The sequence below is a fragment of the Neobacillus niacini genome (assembly GCF_019749295.1).
Taxonomy (GTDB): domain Bacteria; phylum Bacillota; class Bacilli; order Bacillales; family Cytobacillaceae; genus Neobacillus; species Neobacillus niacini_D.
Genome location: NZ_JACWFG010000001.1, coordinates 128,867 through 146,773 on the forward strand (window position 1 = coordinate 128,867; position 17,907 = coordinate 146,773).

The following is a 17,907-nucleotide window of genomic DNA, read 5'->3' on the forward strand; positions in this document are numbered from 1 at the left end:
TGTAATAAAAATAGATAATGATTCCTACCAAAAAACCGACTTTAATGTTTAAAAAACAGTGTATTAAAATACTTCAATAAATAATTATAACTGTAACCTAATGTACCAGCGATACTTAATAATGTTATCACATGATTCATTTTCATACTTTTCCTAATCTGCAGGTCGGAGGTTCGAATCCTCTTCGGGACGGCGAAAAGCCTTGATTTTTCAAGGCTTTTTAATAGGCGATTTCAGATAGCTCTTTAAATGGTCTATCTAAATGATAAAAAGCTGGGAATGCATCACATCCCAGCTTTCATTCTACTTGAGTGTCAGTAAACCTTCTGCATACATCTTTTTTAATTCCTTCTTATCAACCTTCCCAATCGGTGTAAGTGGGAGCGAGTCTTGAAAATAAACAACTTTAGGAACCATATACTTTGAAGTGTGCTCTCTGCAAAAACGGATGATTTCTTCCTCTGTACAGCTGAATCCTTCTCGAAGTGATACCACCACACAGACGGCTTCACCCCAATCCTGATGCGGGACTCCAATACAGGCGCTAAAGGCAACACCTGGATGCTGATTAACCACACGTTCTACTTCTGAGGAATACACGTTCATGCCGCCGGAGATAATCATATCTTTCTTGCGATCCTTTATATACAAGTATCCACTTTCATCCCACATCCCAATATCTCCAGTATAGAACCATCCATTACGGATTGCTTCCTGGGTAAGCTCTGGTCTTTGATAATATCCTTTCATCATTGCAGGTGATTTTACAACAATCTCTCCAAGTTCAAATGGCTTTACATCATTTCCTTTATCATCAATAAGACGAATCTCCGTTAAAAGGCATGGCTTCCCACAGCTTTTCAAAACTTCAGGATTATTATGATAGGCCCAAACATGGGCGCTTTTTGATAATCTGGTAATCACGATATTGCATTCTGTCATCCCATACTGCTGGCGCATGATCGGTCCGAACACTTCAAACGCTTCCTTCAGCCGTGCCGGAGAAATAGGTGAAGCACCATAGTAAATATTCCGCATTGAGCTTACATCATAATCCATCTTTTTCGTCTGATCGATAAGCCTGTATAACATAGTTGGAACCAAGAAGGTAGTCGTAATTCTATAGTCTTTAATTGCTTGAATGAATTGTTCAGCATTGAAGGAACGCATCACATGAACATGTACCCCTGAAATAAGCGCTCTCCATAGGAGCGAGCCGGCCGAGTGCACGATAGGGGTGCTTAACAATAATCGGTCCCTGTCATCAAGCGGGTCTTCGATGGAAGCAGAGATCATGGAAGCTCCTAATCCTTCTTGAGAATGAATCACACCTTTAGGTGTACCGGTTGTTCCGCCTGTATAGGATAGAAGAGCAAAATCTTCTCCCGAGGATATCGGCAGATTCAAGACTATTTTTCCTTCCGGCCATTGGAAAACCTCAAACTTCTCCGGATAACTGACACCAAAACCAGGAAGACCGATGATATGTACATCAGGATTGTTTGATTCCTCCAAATATTCTAGGATAATGGAAACATGGGGTTGTGTTGCCATTATTACCACTTTTGGTTTAGCTTCCTTCAAAATAAAATTAACTTCACGAGTTCCTAGATTTTCACCTAACGGGACTAAAGTGGCACCACATAGTTGAACAGCTAACCCAAATATTACTCCCTCCAAACTATTTGGGATTATAGTGGCAACATGTATGCCTCTTCCTACACCTAATCGAAGCAAGTAATAGGATAGACGTTCTGTCTTTTCTAATAACTCCTTGTACGTCAAGGTTTCCTCAGATGGCAACAAAGTGATAGCCGGCAGGTCTCCAAACCTTTTTAATCCTTTGAGTATCAGTGACTGAAATGTCATCTGTTGCATGTTCAATTGTTCCCTCCCTCTATTAATTGAAAAATTAACCCTTTAGTAATTCTTTAGCAATCGTATTTTTCTGAATCTCTGAAGTACCAGTAAGAATTCTGTACATACGTGAACTTCTGTACATTTTTTCTACAGGGTGCCCTTTAACCAACCCTTGAGAACCGAATATTTGGATGGCCTTATCAGCAACGCGGTTGTTTACTTCTGAGGCAAACAGCTTCGCCATGGACGCTCCAGCACGTTCTTCCTCTCCTCGGTCAATTTTTTCAACCACATCATAGACCATACATCTAGCTGCGTAGATTTCTGTTGCCATTTCCGCAAGCATATGCTGTATTGCCTGAAAATCACCAATAGGACGCCCGAATTGAACCCTTGTTTTAGCCTGCTCTATTGATAGATCAAGAAGGTGCTGAGCCATCCCGATAAAGCCGGCTGCATGAGAAGCGCGGTTTGTATTAATTCTTTTTAATCCAAGCAGCAAGCCTTTTCCTGGTGCTCCAATTATGTTGGAGGAGGGAACTCGGCATTGATTAAAGATTAATTCTGCATGTATACGTTCACCTGATATTGGTACTTGAATATTGCCGAGTTCAAAACCGGAATTTTCTGATGTTTTTTTATCTACGATAAATGCAGTAATTCTCGGCTTCTCAGCTTCTACTATTTCTTTAGCTATGACAATAGCAAAATCTGCGTATGGGGCGGCACTGATAAAATGCTTTTTCCCGGTTAATATATACTCGTCCCCGTCTCTAACAGCTGTCGTTTGGATAGCAAATGCATCGGACCCAGCATTAGGCTCTGTAAGTGCAAAACAGCAGCTAGTTTCACCGGTAACGACAGGCATAACATATTTTTCAATTTGCTCTGAAGTAAAACTTTCTAACATCTGCCCGATTCTAAGCGGCCCGCCAATTTCTCCGAGTACCTGCCCCCAGAGAACAGCTCCCGAACGTGCCAGCTCTTCCTTAAACAAACATAATCCTTTTAAGCTGATGTCCTGTCCTCCAAATTCTTTTGGAAGGTTTATTCCATAAAACCCAAATTCTCTTGATCGCTTTCTGACCCAATGAATCGCTTCCATCGGAATATCGTCTTCAGCATTCAACTGGTGCTCTTTTTCATATGGAAGCAATTCATTTTGGATGAAATCTCTTAATATTTCATGAAGTAACTTTAAGTTCTCTACTATTACCGTCGACATCAATTTCCCTTCTTTCCATCTTGTTAATTTTTTAAATCTTAAGAAAATTATATATATAAAATTATTTGAAGTAAAATAACGATATATTATACAAACTTAAATATTATTGATATAAAATCAATAAAAAAAGTCCCCTATCATAAAGATAGGAAACTATTATTTTAGAGTAGCTGTGTAGAACTCAAGACATCTGATAAACTCTTTAGCAGCCTTTGAAAAATGCTGTTTCTTTGAACGAACCCAGCCAAACTCCAGGGAAATATTATTTTGATTAGCAAATGGAATGTGAACAAGTTCTCCGCTAGTGTAATACGGATCATGGCCTAAGCCTATGTCGTAAGAAAACGAAATCGCCAATCCTTCAGCAACGGTTTTTTTTATTATTTCTGTATTATTGGTATAGAATAAAATATCCATCTCGCCATATTGATTAAAAAAGTCCTGGATAAACGCTTTCATTTTTGGACCATTATAAACAACAAGACTTTGATTAATCAGTTCTTCTGGACTTATGTTTTTTCGGTTAGCCAACGGGGAATTCTTACTGACAGAAACCATTACATTTGCTTCCATCAAGGATTGATATTGCAACTCTTCCTCGTTTTGTTTTTCTTTCGGAATATTTAATAGGCCGATGTCAATTTTGTTATTTAAGACGTCATGAATGACCTCCTGCCCTCCTTTTTCATCCATTAATATTTTTACATTGGGATACTTTTTCTTAAATAAGGCCAAGGATTTAGGCAAAACTGTAAGAAATAATCCTTGAGTGGATGATAGTCGCAGTTCTTTTTCCATTGTGCTCGTTTGCAATTGGGCACTTTCTTTTATTTCTTCCAGCTTGCTCATTACTTCGTAAGCTTTTTGAATGATTTCCATTCCTTCTTCTGTCGGAATGGTACCTGACCGCGACCGTTTAAAGATTTTTATCCCTAATTCTTTCTCGAGGCTCGTAATGGCCATGCTGATTCCAGCCTGGGAAATATGGAGACTTTCAGAAGCATTGGAAATAGAACGCATCTCAGCAACCTTAATGATATATTCAAATTGTTCAATATTCATGGATGATTCCCCTTTTATTTCTCTTAATAGAATCATACCTTTAATAGAACAGCCATTCAATCATAGAGAAAGAGAATTTTTGAGCTTACTGTTTACTAACCGTCTACCTAGGGCTCCTCTAGTTTATTAAAAACACATTTAAATGACAGCGCTATTATTTTCTAATTCTTTTAAAGACTTTTCTGAATGATTTTTAATAGATAGTGCAACAATTGACCCTACCAAGGCGGCTATTACTAAAAACCAGAATGCTGCATTATATGAGCCGTTAAACAGGCTAATAATCACGCCAATCGCTACTGGAGACACCGCGCCGGCAATCTGACCAGCAAAAGTCACAAGCCCGGAAGCAGAACCTGTAAGTTCCTTTGGTGCGTATTTTATGACAATTGTATAAAGAACTGTTCCGAAGAAAGCAAGGGCAACGGAGTTGAGAGTAAGATACGTAATGAAAATGGCAACAGAGGTTGCTTTTGACATAAGAAATAGAAAAATCGCCGATAGTAAAGCTCCTGCTGCAGCTAAGTACTTCTCACGTCCAGCCATATATTTATCCAAAACCCAGCCGCTGACATTAAACATCAGAAAGCCGACCACATAAGGGAGGGCCATAAGACCTCCGGCAGCAACAATGTCAACTCCTTTTTCCTTTACTAAGTAGATAGGCATCCATGAGATAAGACCATAGTTAATGATGTTGGATAAAAACTAAAATGAAATGAGTTTCCAAATATTATCAATTTTTAGTATTTGCTTTAAAGGAACTTTATTTCTTTTCTGAGTTCCTTCTTCATTTCCTCTACTTTCTTGTGGTTTTAGGATAAACCAAAACGCGAATGAAACCAAAATGCCCATGATACCAGCGATGGAGAACATCCCCCGCCAGCCGAATGCCACTACCAAGGAGGCAGCAAGTGCAGTACCTAATATCCCACCCACATTTTGGGCGGAGAGGAAAAAGGAATTGGCACGTCCACGTTCATTTAAAGGAAAATGATCCCGAATGGTTGACATACTTGCCGGATAAAAAGGACCTTCCCCTAATCCGAAAAGGAAACGAACCAATAATAATGAAACAAAAGACCAAGCGAATCCGGTTGCAAGAGTAAATAAAGACCAACTAAACAGGGCGACTGTAATCATGACCCTTGCACCAAATTTATCTGTCATCCACCCGCCAAGTGGCTGCATTAAGGAGTAACTGACAAAAAATATACTGATTAATAAGCCTGTCTGGGATGTACTTAGATTAAACTCATCCCCCATAGGAATAATCGCTACATTAATGGCCACACGATCAAAAAAACTTAAAACCATTCCAATAAATAATAGACCACTAATAACAATTTTCCGTTTTTTACTGGCATACGTCTCCATTCACTGTCACTCCTTTTTAATCATACATTTTTTGTTTCCTGTGCTAAGGTGTTACGATATTTACTTTTGGATTAAACTGATCTAGTAAAGATAGGAATTCTTTAAAACTGTCTTTGTCACCAGAAATAGATACCTTGCCGGCTGCCGCCATTTTATCTAAATCCTCTCGTCCGAGAGTAATGAGATAAAATGAGACTTTATCTATTGTGATTGTAGTATTCGGTTCTGACGCTGACTTACCTTCTTTGTAATTTACAACAGAATTTCCTAACGTTATCATATAATTTGTATTTAAATCGGTAAACTTAACATTAAATGCCAAATTCTTATTTTCTGCTTTTGTGCCATTTAATTTTATAGACAGAAAGTTTAAGAAATCGTCCATTGGCATATTTAACAACGTATCTAAATTCATCATCCCGCCAGACCCCTTCGAATCTGCTACGCCATTCCTTAACTCCTGAGCCCCAGTAAGATAGAAGTTTCTCCAAACAGAAGATTCCGCAGTGTATCCTAATTGCTCATAAGCTTTGGCTAGCAAATCTTTTGCCTGTTTATTATTTGGATTAGCCATCACCACATGCTTTAATACTTGAGCTACCCAGCGATATTCACCTTTGGTATAGTCTTGTTTTGCTTGTTTAAGGACATTTTTTTCGCCGCCCATATATTGCACATATTTTGCACCTGCTTCCTCTTGTGCCAATGGATCCAAATCAGATGGATTGCCGCTAAAATAGCCTAAATAATAATTGTAAACTGCTTTTACATTGTGCTTTAGTGTTCCGTAATAACCACGATTCGCCCAAACTTTATCTAAGCTCTCAGGGAGTTGTATCTTTTCAGCGATTTCATCCGCGGTATATCCTAAATTAGCTAAACGAATGGTTTGGTCATGGATATATTTATATAAATCCCGTTGACTTTTCAGCTGATCTAATACCTGAGCTTTTCCCCATATCGGCCATGAATGGGCTGTAACCATTACGTCTACTTCTTCGTTTCCATATAAATCTACTGTTTGTTCAAGTGCTTCCACCCATTTCAAGGTATCTCGAGTTTTAGCTCCTCTTAATGTATAAATATTATGTAACGTGTGTCCTGTATTTTCTGCTACCACTAAGGTTTTGTAATCATGTATATAGTAGTGCATTTCAGCTGGTGCTTCTGTATGCGGGGTTAATAAAAACTTAAATGTTATTCCGTCTATTTCCATTGTTTGGACATCTTCCTTTACCTCCTCAGTTGGAGGCATATAGCTAAAAGTCCCGTTACTTAATCCCGGGCCAATCCCGGAAGTAACAAAACCCTTCTCATTAGCAGGCAATAAATTACCGAACATATATCCTGCACGTCGAGACATAATTGTACCTAAAAGGATGTTTTCGCTGAGTGCTTCTTCGTTAAAACCGGTTGGTACAATAATCGGAACATTTGCCGGATCCGCAGCAAACTCAGCAACGCCTTTAATCCCGCCAAAGTGGTCGACGTGGCTATGACTTATGACAATGGCACTCACCGGTTTTTTAGGTCGATGTTCAAAATATAGTTCCATTGCCGCCTTTGCCGTTTCAATGTTTGAAAGCGCATCCAAAATAATCAATCCTGTTTTGCCTTCAACAATGGTAAGTACGGATAAATCTTGTCCACGAACTTGATAAACACCATCTACCACTTTGAATAAGCCTGAAATATTTTGTAGTTGGGCTTGTCTCCATAAGCTGGGATTAACTGTATGAGCTGCTGTTATATCCTGTTTAATAAACGAATATTGATTACTGTCCCACACAACGGAACCTTTTGCATTTTTGATTGGACTCATATTTAACGGTGCAATAAATCCTTTATGAGCATTTTCGAAATCCAGCACATCGGAAAAATTCAACTCGTCATAAACTGCCTTATTAGCTAAGATTGTAGTACTAGATGCCGGCATTGGTTTATTGGATTCAGCTTTTGTGAAAGTAGGACTTACCAATAATGAAAGGGCAATAGGAACCGTAAGTGTACCCTTTATTAAAGATTTTTTTAACATGTTCATCCACCTCATTTTTTGAATTATCTAAATATATTTTATAATTAAACTTTCGTTAAGTAAATTTAGTATTATTAATGGTAACTTCAATTTTATTTATATAAGAAAAAAGTAAATGTGCTGAACAAAAAGAAGCTGCTCAGCATTTTGAGCAGCTTGAAAATAAAATTTTTTCATCATTTTCGGTCACTTATATCGTTTATACGTGACGATTACTCCTTTTATACAACTCTCTTAAAAAAAGAATACTTTCTTCAATATGCGGTTCTTTCGTAGCTTCCATTAAAACTTGAATGAACGGTTTTTTAGCCTTCAACATTTCAAATAATGCGTGATAATTTAATAATCCTTTACCGACAGGAACCGTTTTAATGCGGTTATTTTCAATAATAAAGTCTTTGGCGTGAAGGATAACAATCCGGTCGCCAAAAAGGTCAAATGCTTCATGAAAAACATCCTCTTGATTTTTGTAATTGTCTAGTGTCATGTAATTCACAGGATCAAAGATTACTTGAAGATTGTTAGACTCTACACAATCAAGAAGTCTTTTCATCACTCTAGGGGAATACACGGGATGATTGACCCCGCCTTCTATGCCGACAATAACTCCAAATTTTTCTGCCTCTGCAACTAACTCCCGAACACTTTCCACAACGTCAAAAAAAGGTTGTTCTTTGAAGTTTTCTTCCGTATACCCCATTTTGGCGTTTACATTTCCTGTCTCTGTCCCTACAATGCTGCACCCGAAATCCCTTGCGAACCGGATATGCTCTTTAAATCGGTCCATCGCTTTATTCCGCTCCGTTATATCAGGATGAATCATGTTAATATAACAGCCCAAGACGGCAATTTGAATATTTTTGTCCCGAAACGCATCCCCTATATATCTAGCAAAACCCGGACTCAAGGCTCCAGAGTCCGTATTAATATTTTTCAAAGATTTACTTAACGCTAACTGTACGGAAGTGAGCCCTTTATCCGAAACTGCATTGACCAACTCCTCCAATGAATCTGCCTCAATATCATGCGCTCTAATTCCTATATTTATCATAATTATAACCTCCTGAAATAGATGATTTCCAACATGTAATCTCGTTACATTCAAATAGAGAGAGGTAATATTTATACCTCTCTCCTTTGAACTTTTATTTTACAGTGACCTTCGTTTCACCGTACATAGCTTTACTAGATTTCAATTGACCCGTAATGATTACCGGAACATTCTTCCCCTTCTCTAGTAATCTAGAAATTTCTTTCCGTGAAAACTTCACCATAAATTCCATATCTCCGTCTGCATCATAATCAGCGATTGGATTTTTACTATATCCTTTGTCACTGATTGGTTTAATTTCTCCATTTAATCTGATAGATGCAAATTCAATGTCCTCCAAATTAAATCCTTCTTGAAGATTCAAATAGATTGTAGCAACTCCATTGCCATTTAAAACAGTTGGATTAAATTCAACCTCTGTCAGTACTCTGAACTGAAGGAAGTCACCCCAAATGATATTTCCTTCCCCATCTCTTTTAAAGGTTGTTACGTCCAGACTTGCAAAGTTTTCATCCGTTAGTTTTACTCCAGATTTATTCTCTGACACCTCACCATTAAACATGAAGTTCTTATCGGACTCTAACTCTGATGGGTAATTATCCCGGTTACGATAGTCTTTTTGGTAGGAGATAAACCCGTCAATCGTGAAGTCAGGCGTAATATTGGAATAGGTGGTAAATGTTAAGTTGCTGCCAGCGTTGTTAAAGGCAATATTGTTAATGGCAATGACACCAGGGTTACTGTTACTTGTAAAACCGTCTGCTCCATTACCAAAAGCCATACTATTTTTGATGATATGTGGGACAGGGATGCCTTCGCCGCCAAGCTTAAAACCGTTTTTGTCACCACTGCCTACTGTTCCGTCTGTTAAAAATCCATTATTGTAGGCGATACTTCCTTCGATCAGTACTGGACCAATGGCACCAGAACCTGCTTTCGTATATAGATCCCAGCCATCATCGATGTTATGATGTGCGATACAGCCCCTGAATATATTACCCACACCTGATGTTAATTTCGCCGCAAAACCATCTGCATTATTGTCAGAAGGGTCGCGGTTGTCAAATGAGGTACTGTTAAGTATAAGGTTATTTGATGGCCATTCAGATTTATCATTGGAATCATCTGTACGGCTGATTTGCAGACCTGTATCCCCATGTTCATAAAAACTGCTGTTTTCAATAATGTTATAGCTTCCACCGATGGTAAAGCCTTTCGTATTTGCTGCTGAACGTGCAAAATCAATTCCTTTCACATGCCAATAATTCCCGCTCAGCACAACACCTTCAGATTTCTTATTGAAGTCGATCACTGGTTTAGCACCAGGTGCGGCCACCAGATATTTCATTGCCTCCTTTGTCCCGTCATTATATTTGCGGATTTCCAGTTTCGAGTCTCGTACGTACTGACCGTCCTGTAGGACGATTTTCTGGCCATCACGTACAAAGTCAATGGCGGTATCTAAATCTAGCGGATTTTCGCTTGTCCCTATGCCCTTGCTTGTGCCCTCCGGTGATACATAAATGTCACCGCCAGGTACATAAGTTTTCATCGTAACCGTAAAGTTTTTGACGATTTTATCGTAGGATGTTAAAAATTGTGTATCGTTTGGTAAAAATGTAATACTAAAATTCGTATTTTCAGATGAAAGTGCTGCAGGAACTGAGTAGGTTTCACCGGCTTTTACTTCCTTATTTGAGCTGATTACTTCAATTCCTTGCTTAACAGTAAGAGTGCCATCCACCTTTGGCTTAACCATAAGATCATAGCTATCCTTTGATACCTTATCTAGAGATACGATGTTATAGTCTGGTACGACAGGTTGAGCGGGCGGTTTGACCTTAGGTGCATCCGTTGCGGCTGCCGTTACGTTGAAATCAATGTTGCTTACTTCTATCGTTGCAAGACGTGCTGTATAAAAACCAACATAAATCTTTGAATCTTGAACATTTAAGATTTCTGGATCAAAGAATATCTCTTCTTGTCCATTATTTAATTTTCCGGCATAACCGCTGTTTGTTTTTGTTAATGTCAGCCTGTAATCCTTGGCAGGGTAGGTATTATTCAGCTGAGGCTTTTCATTTTTCAACATGATTTTCTGGATACCCTTGCTGCCTGCACCATCAGGAGATTCTACACCGGTTCTAATAAATAATTGTGTACCATTCGCTTCCCTAGTACCACCGCTAAATCCTCCAATAGCAGCGATATTTGAAGCGAACACACTTGAATCACCGTCTTTACCAATTACATCTCTTGCCATGATTCCGAAGGATTCCTGGCCATCATGAGGATTTTTCGCATATTCTTTTACCTTAATGTCAGCGGACAACGTAAAATTATCTTTAACTGCATCGATTTCAGTATAATAGAAGGTAATACCGTCATGGTCTCCGGTTACTTTCCCTGCCCTGCCATCGAGCGCAACAAGTTCAATGCTTCCATCCTCTTTAATGTTTGTAAAATTGGTATCGTGACCAGAAGATTGGCCAAAGCGAGTGTTTTTCCATGCATATTCGACAGGTTCTCTAACACTTACATTAAAAGAAATAGGCATAATACTGGAATCATTAGCAATAATCCCTACCTCATACGTTCCAGCAGAAGATGAATTAAATTTACTTGTATCGACAGTATACTGATCAACTGATAATATTTCCTTATCCTGATTATCGTATATCTTGGATACTTCTAAATTGGACAAGTCCATTTCTTGACCTGTTTGATAGGTTGTCATTGGATACTTGGTTATTTGGATACCAGTAAGTTCTTTTTCTTTAACGGCAACTTTCAAATTAGCTGTTTTTCCTTTATAGGAAATGACGATCTCCTTTTCACCTGCAGCAGTTGTATCCAGTGAACTAACAGTATATTCATTCTTCATCAGCCTTACTTCATTACCGTCACTATAGGATGCGTAAACCACCATACCATCGAGATCCAGCTCATCACCAATAAAATAAAGTGTTTTTTGTGGTGATTGGGTTATTTTTAGTTCATTTACTGCAGCATCCTTCACCTTTACATTGAAGAAAGTATACGTTTCTGGTGTTTCTGTTGAGGTTACTGTAATTTTTACTTCTCCAGGCGAACTAAAAGATGTAATCGGCGCTCCTGAAGAGCTTAAAGAATATTGGTCATTTTTCAGTTCACGGATAATACCGTTATTGTATTCACCCACTACAACAAGTCCTTCAGGATCAAATGGATCGCCGATGTAGTATTCTGTTTTAGCTGGAAAGTATTTGATTTCTAAACCTGTAACAGACAATTCCTTTATGGTGAGGTCAATATATTCGACCGCGTTATTATAGTTGACTGCAATTCTATTGGTTCCTGATTTACTGCTATCAAAACCGGTAACAATATAATCCTCTTCTGTTAATTCCTCTTGACTGCCGTCTGAATATGCAGCACTTACCTTCAATCCGGTTAAATCGAGAGTTTCTTCTACTATATATTCTTTTTTCACTTGACTGCTGTCGACTACCAGTTCGGTAACTTCTCTTGAATCAATGTTTAATTCGATATTACTGAAAGTAACTTCAGCATCTCTAGCAACATACAGACCAGCAAATATTTGGTCAGTAAATAGACTTTCACTCTGAATGATTTCCTTATCACCGTTGGAAGAAACAACATAAATGTTACCCGACTTCCTAATTTCTAAATCATAGACTTCACCAGCTGCAGGTTTTGTATTACCTGCGTAAGGTTCAAACTTTGTTTGGGTACCATTTTTATAAAAGCCTTTCATTACGGTATCCAAAGCTCCAACTGCTACATAATTCGCGGTTTGTGCAATAATAGTGCCGTTTTCTCCAACATTGGACCTAAGCATTAAACCGAAAGATTTTTGATTTGGAGTACTAATACCGCTATTACTATTAAAACTTTTAACTGTAGCTTTCGCCTTAAGTACAAAGTTTGAAGTTGCCGATAGATTTTGGAAGTAATATGAAATTCCTTCATCCCCACCGGCAATTTTACCGCCGTTTGCAATCATAGTTAAGGAACCATCCTCGTTAACGATAGGTGGAGGATTCTTCTCAGAACTTGTATTGCTTCCAAAAGCTCTAAATTCCCAATTTGTTTCTCCTGAGGCCGCTGTGCTGTCTTCTGCGAAAACTTGCACATTCATAGTTGAGAGTAATAGTATTAGTGAAACAATGAATGCAAGCCGTTGCCTATGTTTCCTCACTAAGAACCCCCCCTTAGATTTACACAAGTAAATCTTTTTTCTTGAAACTGACTTCCTCGATATTCTGAAAGCTTTTATAAGCAATCCACATGTTAAAATAGGCAAAAAAGGTAATGCCGAAAAGAGGGATTAATCCTGGCAAATAAATCAGAAAATAATAGGTGCATAAGGTTCCAACAAACATGAATACCACCGATGCCGGCCGCAGGAATCCAATTTTTAAGGCATAGGTCAGATAATGATAGAGTTTCAAATCATAATGGACATATACCGGAAAAACATAAATCAACAGGATAAAAAATACCATTCCCAGCATCATCATCGCAAAATTCATTAGGGTGTATATGGAACCTTCAAATTGACGGAAGAAATGTAAATCAAAATACCATACCAGACCCATCACAGTTAAAATCAGCCCTAATAGATTCGATCGTAAAAATTCTGAGCGATACGTTCCCCAGTATGTTTTAAAGACTGGAATATCTTCTTCGCCCATTGCCGTTTTTCTCGCAATGGCAAACATGGCAACCGTACTCGGGATAATCCCAAAAACAACTCCACCTAATAAAGTAAACAGAACCCATAAAATGTTCATATAAGCAAAATGTGTAATCCATTTACAGAGATTATAAATTCCCGTTAACAGCCGGTTCCTTTCCATCATCCGATATTCCACCTTTCTTGGGATCCTGCAAAAGAACACTTATATTCTGTGCAGGAATAGCTATCTAGGAAGTTGTAACTTTTTGTAAGTTTAATAGTTCATCAATATAAAAAGGCTTATTTTCCTTAGCGGAACGCCACACAGCTTCACCTGTCGTCACAGCATAGGCTCCATCTATACTTCCGGAGAGGATTTTGTAAGGTCTTGCTGGGTCTTCACCAAGGAATATATCCTCCTGGATAATAGGATCACCGCCGCCGTGTCCTCCCTCTCTTTTCACTACATGAATTGTTTCTTTAGAGCCAAAGAGTGGGAAATACTCAATCGTTTGCTCCGGTACTGGAAACGGAACTCGTGAAGGTGCGTGAAACTCTGTCGTTTCGAGACGTCCTTTTGTCCCATTGATCGCTAGACGGTACCCTTCATATGGCAATGAGAAATTAATAGAATAGCTTAATAGTGCGCCATTGTCATATTTGATTGTCGCCGTATAGGTGTCTTCAATATTGATTTCTGAATCAAAGATACATTGATCAGGTCGGTAATTCGTATATGTATCTCTTCTTTTGGCATCAGAATCAATGTGATCATCCTGGACTTTTATACTGTTGCTGCGTGAATTCCAGCGGCTGTAATAGGAGCATTCATGTTTGACATTACAAGTGGCACAATACCTTCCATCCTCTTGGACAGGATTATGCTCACTTTGATCTCCAAAATAATTAAGGGCACCAAACGCAAATACTTCCACTGGTTTCTGGTCAAGCCACCAGTTAACTAAATCAAAATGATGCGAGCTTTTATGAATGGAGAGGCCGCCAGAAAATTCCCGCTTTCGGTTCCAGCGCTGAAAATAGCTGGAGCCATGGTAGGTATCGATATACCAATTTAAATCAACGGAAGTGATTCGCCCGACTTTTCCCTCAAGGAGTAATTCCTTTAATTTGGTATGGTACGGACTATAACGATAATTAAAAGTAACCGTCACTTTCCCTTTACTCTTCTTCTCAGCATCCATGATCTTTTTACAATCCGCAGATGTTGTAGCCATCGGTTTTTCGGTTATCACATCCAAATCATGCTCTAATGCTTTCACAATATATTCAACGTGCGTGTCGTCCCTGCCGGTCACGATAACACAATCTGGTTTTGTTTCATGGACCATTTTTTCGAATTCATGATCACGATACTCCGGCACGTTGAGAATTGGTGGAAATTCATCCTTACAAACAGAGAATCGTTTTGAGTCTTTGTCAAGTAGCGCCGCCAGCTGGCTGGTTTGGGAAAACTTTTCAAGCATCGGCTTAATAAACATCCCATTTGCCCTTTTACTTACTCCGCATACAGCAAATTTTTTCATCCTATTCACCCCACCTTGTAATTACAGTTCAGGCAATAATTTTTGCATTTCTAAACAGGCTAGAATAAATGAACCAACACCATGCAGATCATTTTCGCAAGTCGGGCGGTCCAAATAGTGTTGATAATTCCCTACTCCTGTACCGATACAAATTTCCGGCATGACAAACAATCCTTTGTCATTGAACTCCATTCGATTCAGTAACCCTCTAAACCCTTTAACCGCAAACTCTTTATAACGGTCATCCGTATGACCATCATTAATCGCACGTGCAATGGTGTAGGTAAATAATGCCGAGCAGGAGGTTTCCAACCAGTTATTTATGTCATCACCCTTATCCACCACCTGATACCAAAGGCCAGTATCTTGATCCTGGAATTCCACGAGTCCTTTAATGAGATCTTGGAGGGCACCAACAATCTCCGGACGTGAAGGATGATCCCCCGTCAAAAAGGCTAGTATCTCGTTAAAGGTAATTCCATACCAGCCAATCGCTCTTCCCCAAAACTCCGGCGACTTTCCGGTTTCAGGATTCGCCCATGGCTGCTGTCGTTTTTCATCCCAAGCATGATAATACAAACCCGTTTTTTCATCTCTTGTATGTTTTCTCATCAATCTTTCTTGTTCAACCACCATATCCAATAGTTCTGGCTCGCCAAATGCTTTATCGTAATTCATGGCAAATACCCCGCCCATATACAAGCCGTCCAGCCACATTTGATAAGGATATTTGTCTTTGTGCCAAAATCCGCCATCAGAGGTTGTGTTAAAGGTTGGGAACATATTTTTTAACTTGGCTGCTGCAGTTTTATAGCGGGCATCATTCGTTTCTTTGTCTAACTTAAACAGCAGCAATCCCGCTTGAATCGCATCCAGTTCTTCACGAGCAAAATAAAAGTTCCCATCCTCATCAATAATATGGTCAACATACCCTTTGATATAGTTGAAATAATCTTCCCTGCCAACCTTTTCATTCAACTGCAGCATGCTGTATAAAAATACCCCCTGATGATAATGCCATCTGCCTTCCGGTGGTAGCTTTTCAGGTGTATAGGTCGCCATTAATGACTCACATGCCGCCTTCCCCCAATCTAAAGGGGTTTTTAATTGATTGCGTCTATCATTCTTTTTAACTACTGCCATCATACTTCCTCTCCTTAATTAAGATTTCAAACCACTTGTACTGATTCCGTCCACAATATAACGCTGGAAGATAAAAAATATAATGAATACCGGGATCAGACTAATCGTTGACATCGCAAACATGGCACCCCAGTTGGTTACCGAGTTAGGATCAGAGAATAATTTCAGCGCCAAGGATACAGGATATTTCGCAGGAGTTGTTAAATACAACAGCGGACCCATGAAATCGTCCCAACGCCAGTAGAAACTGAAAATCGCTGCCGTCATCATTGCTGGTACAACTAATGGACAAATAATCCTAAAAAAGATTCCAAAAGTACCGCAGCCGTCAATTTTTGCCGCCTGATCCAACTCAGTTGGAATCGTACGGATAAATTGCATAATTAAAAAGATAAAGAACGGTGCACCAAAAAATGTAGGTAAGATCAATGGTAAATATGTGTCAATCCAGCCAAAACCGTTAAACATAATATATTGCGGAATCATAACCATTTCATATGGAAGCATCATCGTGAGCATCATACAAACAAACCAAAGCTTTTTCCCGACAAAATTAATCCTTGCAAAGCCGAATGCAATTAAGGTCGAAGAAAGAACACTGCCTATGGTGGAAATGATGACAATGACAAAGGAGTTCATAAAAAAGGTTGAAAATGTAATGCCGCCAAACCCTTTCCATCCTTCAATATAATTCTCGAAGCGAAAAACATCCGGAATAATTTTATGAGCATCAATAAAGACCGATGAGCTTTCTTTTAAAGAACTTCCGACCATCCAAGCAAGAGGGTAGAGCATGATTAAGGTAAAGACGATCATAGCGGTATGTTGAATAAACTTTTTTAGTTTCTTATTTTGTGTGTTCATTAACTACTCTCCTTATGTTATTTTTGTTCACCTTCATAGTGGACCCACTTACCGGAGCTTTTGAATATCAATGCCGTAAGGGCTGCAATAATGACCAACATAACCCATGCCATAGCCGAACCATAACCCATTTCAAAAAATTCAAATGCTCTTCTATACATATAAAGAACAAATAAGACAGTACTGTTCATCGGTCCGCCATTGGTTACAATAAAGCTTGGTGTAAAGGCCATAAAACCATTAATAACCTGCATAACCATATTGAATAGAATGACAGGTGTCAGCAAAGGAAGAGTGATTTTGAAAAATTGCTGGATTGGACGTGCTCCATCAACAGCAGAGGCTTCATAGTATGTTTTTGGGATATTACGCAATCCTGCTAAAAAAATCAACATGGAAGAACCAAATTGCCAGCCATATAAAACGATCAGAGTCCAAATCGCTGTATCAGGATCTCCTAACCAAGAATGTGTTGGTAACCCTAATAAAGCTAGAAAAGAGTTAAACGCTCCATCATTTCCAAATAACTGTCTCCACATGATTGAGATTGCAATACTTCCGCCTACAACCGAAGGTAAATATAGCATGGTGCGATATAGTCCCACCATTTCGGTAATCTTATTGAGGGCAAGCGCCACAAGCAAGGCAAAGATAAGCCGGAATGGTACAGCGACTCCTGCATAAAAGAAAGTTGTCTTCATTGAAGTCCAAAACATATCATCATTTGTGAACATCCGTGTATAGTTATCTAGACCAATCCATGTGGGTGATCCCAATAAATCATACTGTGTAAAGGATAAGTAAAAGGAGTATACGATTGGATAAAGAGTTAAACAGAATAATCCTATGAGGAAAGGTGAAATAAATAGGTAACCCGTTGCGTTTTCATATCCTGATTTTTTCTTTCTGGACTTAAAACGCTTAACCGGCTTTTCTGTCATTTTCGTTTTTGGAAAATCCATAACAGATTCTGACTGCTCAGATTTTTTTGGTATCATTGCCCTCATCTCTTTCTAATAAAATATAGTAGTAGGCTTTAATGAAGGATCTTTTCTCAAATATTGT

At 38.8% G+C, this 17,907-nt stretch carries 11 protein-coding genes and 1 pseudogene; all 12 read right to left on the reverse strand.

Going from position 1 to position 17,907, the window contains the following annotated elements; genetic code table 11:
• Positions 1-303: 303 nt before the first annotated feature.
• On the reverse strand, positions 304-1,878 hold the full coding sequence (locus H0184_RS00635; protein WP_260631400.1) for a class I adenylate-forming enzyme family protein: 1,575 nt from the start codon (positions 1,876-1,878) through the stop codon (positions 304-306).
• 34 nt (positions 1,879-1,912) lie between these two features.
• The gene (locus tag H0184_RS00640; RefSeq protein ID WP_221819818.1) at positions 1,913-3,085 is read right to left on the reverse strand and encodes an acyl-CoA dehydrogenase family protein; all 1,173 of its coding nucleotides are present in this window, start codon (positions 3,083-3,085) and stop codon (positions 1,913-1,915) included.
• Between the two features lie 156 nt (positions 3,086-3,241).
• The gene (locus tag H0184_RS00645) at positions 3,242-4,147 is read right to left on the reverse strand and encodes a LysR family transcriptional regulator (RefSeq protein ID WP_221819820.1); all 906 of its coding nucleotides are present in this window, start codon (positions 4,145-4,147) and stop codon (positions 3,242-3,244) included.
• A 138-nt stretch (positions 4,148-4,285) separates the two neighbouring features.
• Positions 4,286-5,524: pseudogene (locus H0184_RS27505) on the reverse strand (MFS transporter).
• A 43-nt stretch (positions 5,525-5,567) separates the two neighbouring features.
• On the reverse strand, positions 5,568-7,559 hold the full coding sequence (locus H0184_RS00660) for an alkyl/aryl-sulfatase (RefSeq protein WP_221819825.1): 1,992 nt from the start codon (positions 7,557-7,559) through the stop codon (positions 5,568-5,570).
• Positions 7,560-7,758: 199 nt separating this feature from the next.
• The gene (locus tag H0184_RS00665; RefSeq protein ID WP_260631362.1) at positions 7,759-8,610 is read right to left on the reverse strand and encodes a sugar phosphate isomerase/epimerase family protein; all 852 of its coding nucleotides are present in this window, start codon (positions 8,608-8,610) and stop codon (positions 7,759-7,761) included.
• A gap of 94 nt (positions 8,611-8,704) precedes the next feature.
• Entirely contained in the window at positions 8,705-12,811 is a 4,107-nt protein-coding gene (locus H0184_RS00670; protein WP_221819827.1) for a bacterial Ig-like domain-containing protein, read from the reverse strand.
• A gap of 19 nt (positions 12,812-12,830) precedes the next feature.
• Positions 12,831-13,475 carry a YesL family protein gene (locus tag H0184_RS00675; protein WP_221819829.1) on the reverse strand — a complete coding sequence of 215 codons (645 nt, stop codon included), beginning with the start codon at positions 13,473-13,475 and terminating at the stop codon, positions 12,831-12,833.
• A 64-nt stretch (positions 13,476-13,539) separates the two neighbouring features.
• The gene (locus tag H0184_RS00680) at positions 13,540-14,835 is read right to left on the reverse strand and encodes a Gfo/Idh/MocA family protein (RefSeq protein WP_221819831.1); all 1,296 of its coding nucleotides are present in this window, start codon (positions 14,833-14,835) and stop codon (positions 13,540-13,542) included.
• 21 nt (positions 14,836-14,856) lie between these two features.
• Positions 14,857-15,978, reverse strand: a complete 1,122-nt coding sequence (locus tag H0184_RS00685; RefSeq protein WP_221821211.1) for a glycoside hydrolase family 88/105 protein — start codon at positions 15,976-15,978, stop codon at positions 14,857-14,859.
• An 18-nt stretch (positions 15,979-15,996) separates the two neighbouring features.
• Positions 15,997-16,842: a carbohydrate ABC transporter permease gene (locus H0184_RS00690; protein WP_221819834.1), complete on the reverse strand. Its 846-nt coding sequence runs from the start codon at positions 16,840-16,842 to the stop codon at positions 15,997-15,999.
• Positions 16,843-16,859: 17 nt separating this feature from the next.
• Positions 16,860-17,783, reverse strand: coding sequence for a carbohydrate ABC transporter permease (locus H0184_RS00695; RefSeq protein WP_260631402.1), 924 nt, complete (start codon positions 17,781-17,783; stop codon positions 16,860-16,862).
• Positions 17,784-17,907 lie beyond the last annotated feature (124 nt).

Coding starts and splice junctions, on each gene's coding strand:
- H0184_RS00695 (WP_260631402.1), bottom strand. CDS start 17,783: ATGACAGAAAAGCCGGTTAAGCGTTTTAAGTCCAGAAAGAAAAAATCA.
- H0184_RS00640 (WP_221819818.1), bottom strand. CDS start 3,085: ATGTCGACGGTAATAGTAGAGAACTTAAAGTTACTTCATGAAATATTA.
- H0184_RS00680 (WP_221819831.1), bottom strand. CDS start 14,835: ATGAAAAAATTTGCTGTATGCGGAGTAAGTAAAAGGGCAAATGGGATG.
- H0184_RS00665 (WP_260631362.1), bottom strand. CDS start 8,610: ATGATAAATATAGGAATTAGAGCGCATGATATTGAGGCAGATTCATTG.
- H0184_RS00690 (WP_221819834.1), bottom strand. CDS start 16,842: ATGAACACACAAAATAAGAAACTAAAAAAGTTTATTCAACATACCGCT.
- H0184_RS00675 (WP_221819829.1), bottom strand. CDS start 13,475: ATGATGGAAAGGAACCGGCTGTTAACGGGAATTTATAATCTCTGTAAA.
- H0184_RS00685 (WP_221821211.1), bottom strand. CDS start 15,978: ATGGCAGTAGTTAAAAAGAATGATAGACGCAATCAATTAAAAACCCCT.
- H0184_RS00645 (WP_221819820.1), bottom strand. CDS start 4,147: ATGAATATTGAACAATTTGAATATATCATTAAGGTTGCTGAGATGCGT.
- H0184_RS00660 (WP_221819825.1), bottom strand. CDS start 7,559: ATGTTAAAAAAATCTTTAATAAAGGGTACACTTACGGTTCCTATTGCC.
- H0184_RS00635 (WP_260631400.1), bottom strand. CDS start 1,878: ATGCAACAGATGACATTTCAGTCACTGATACTCAAAGGATTAAAAAGG.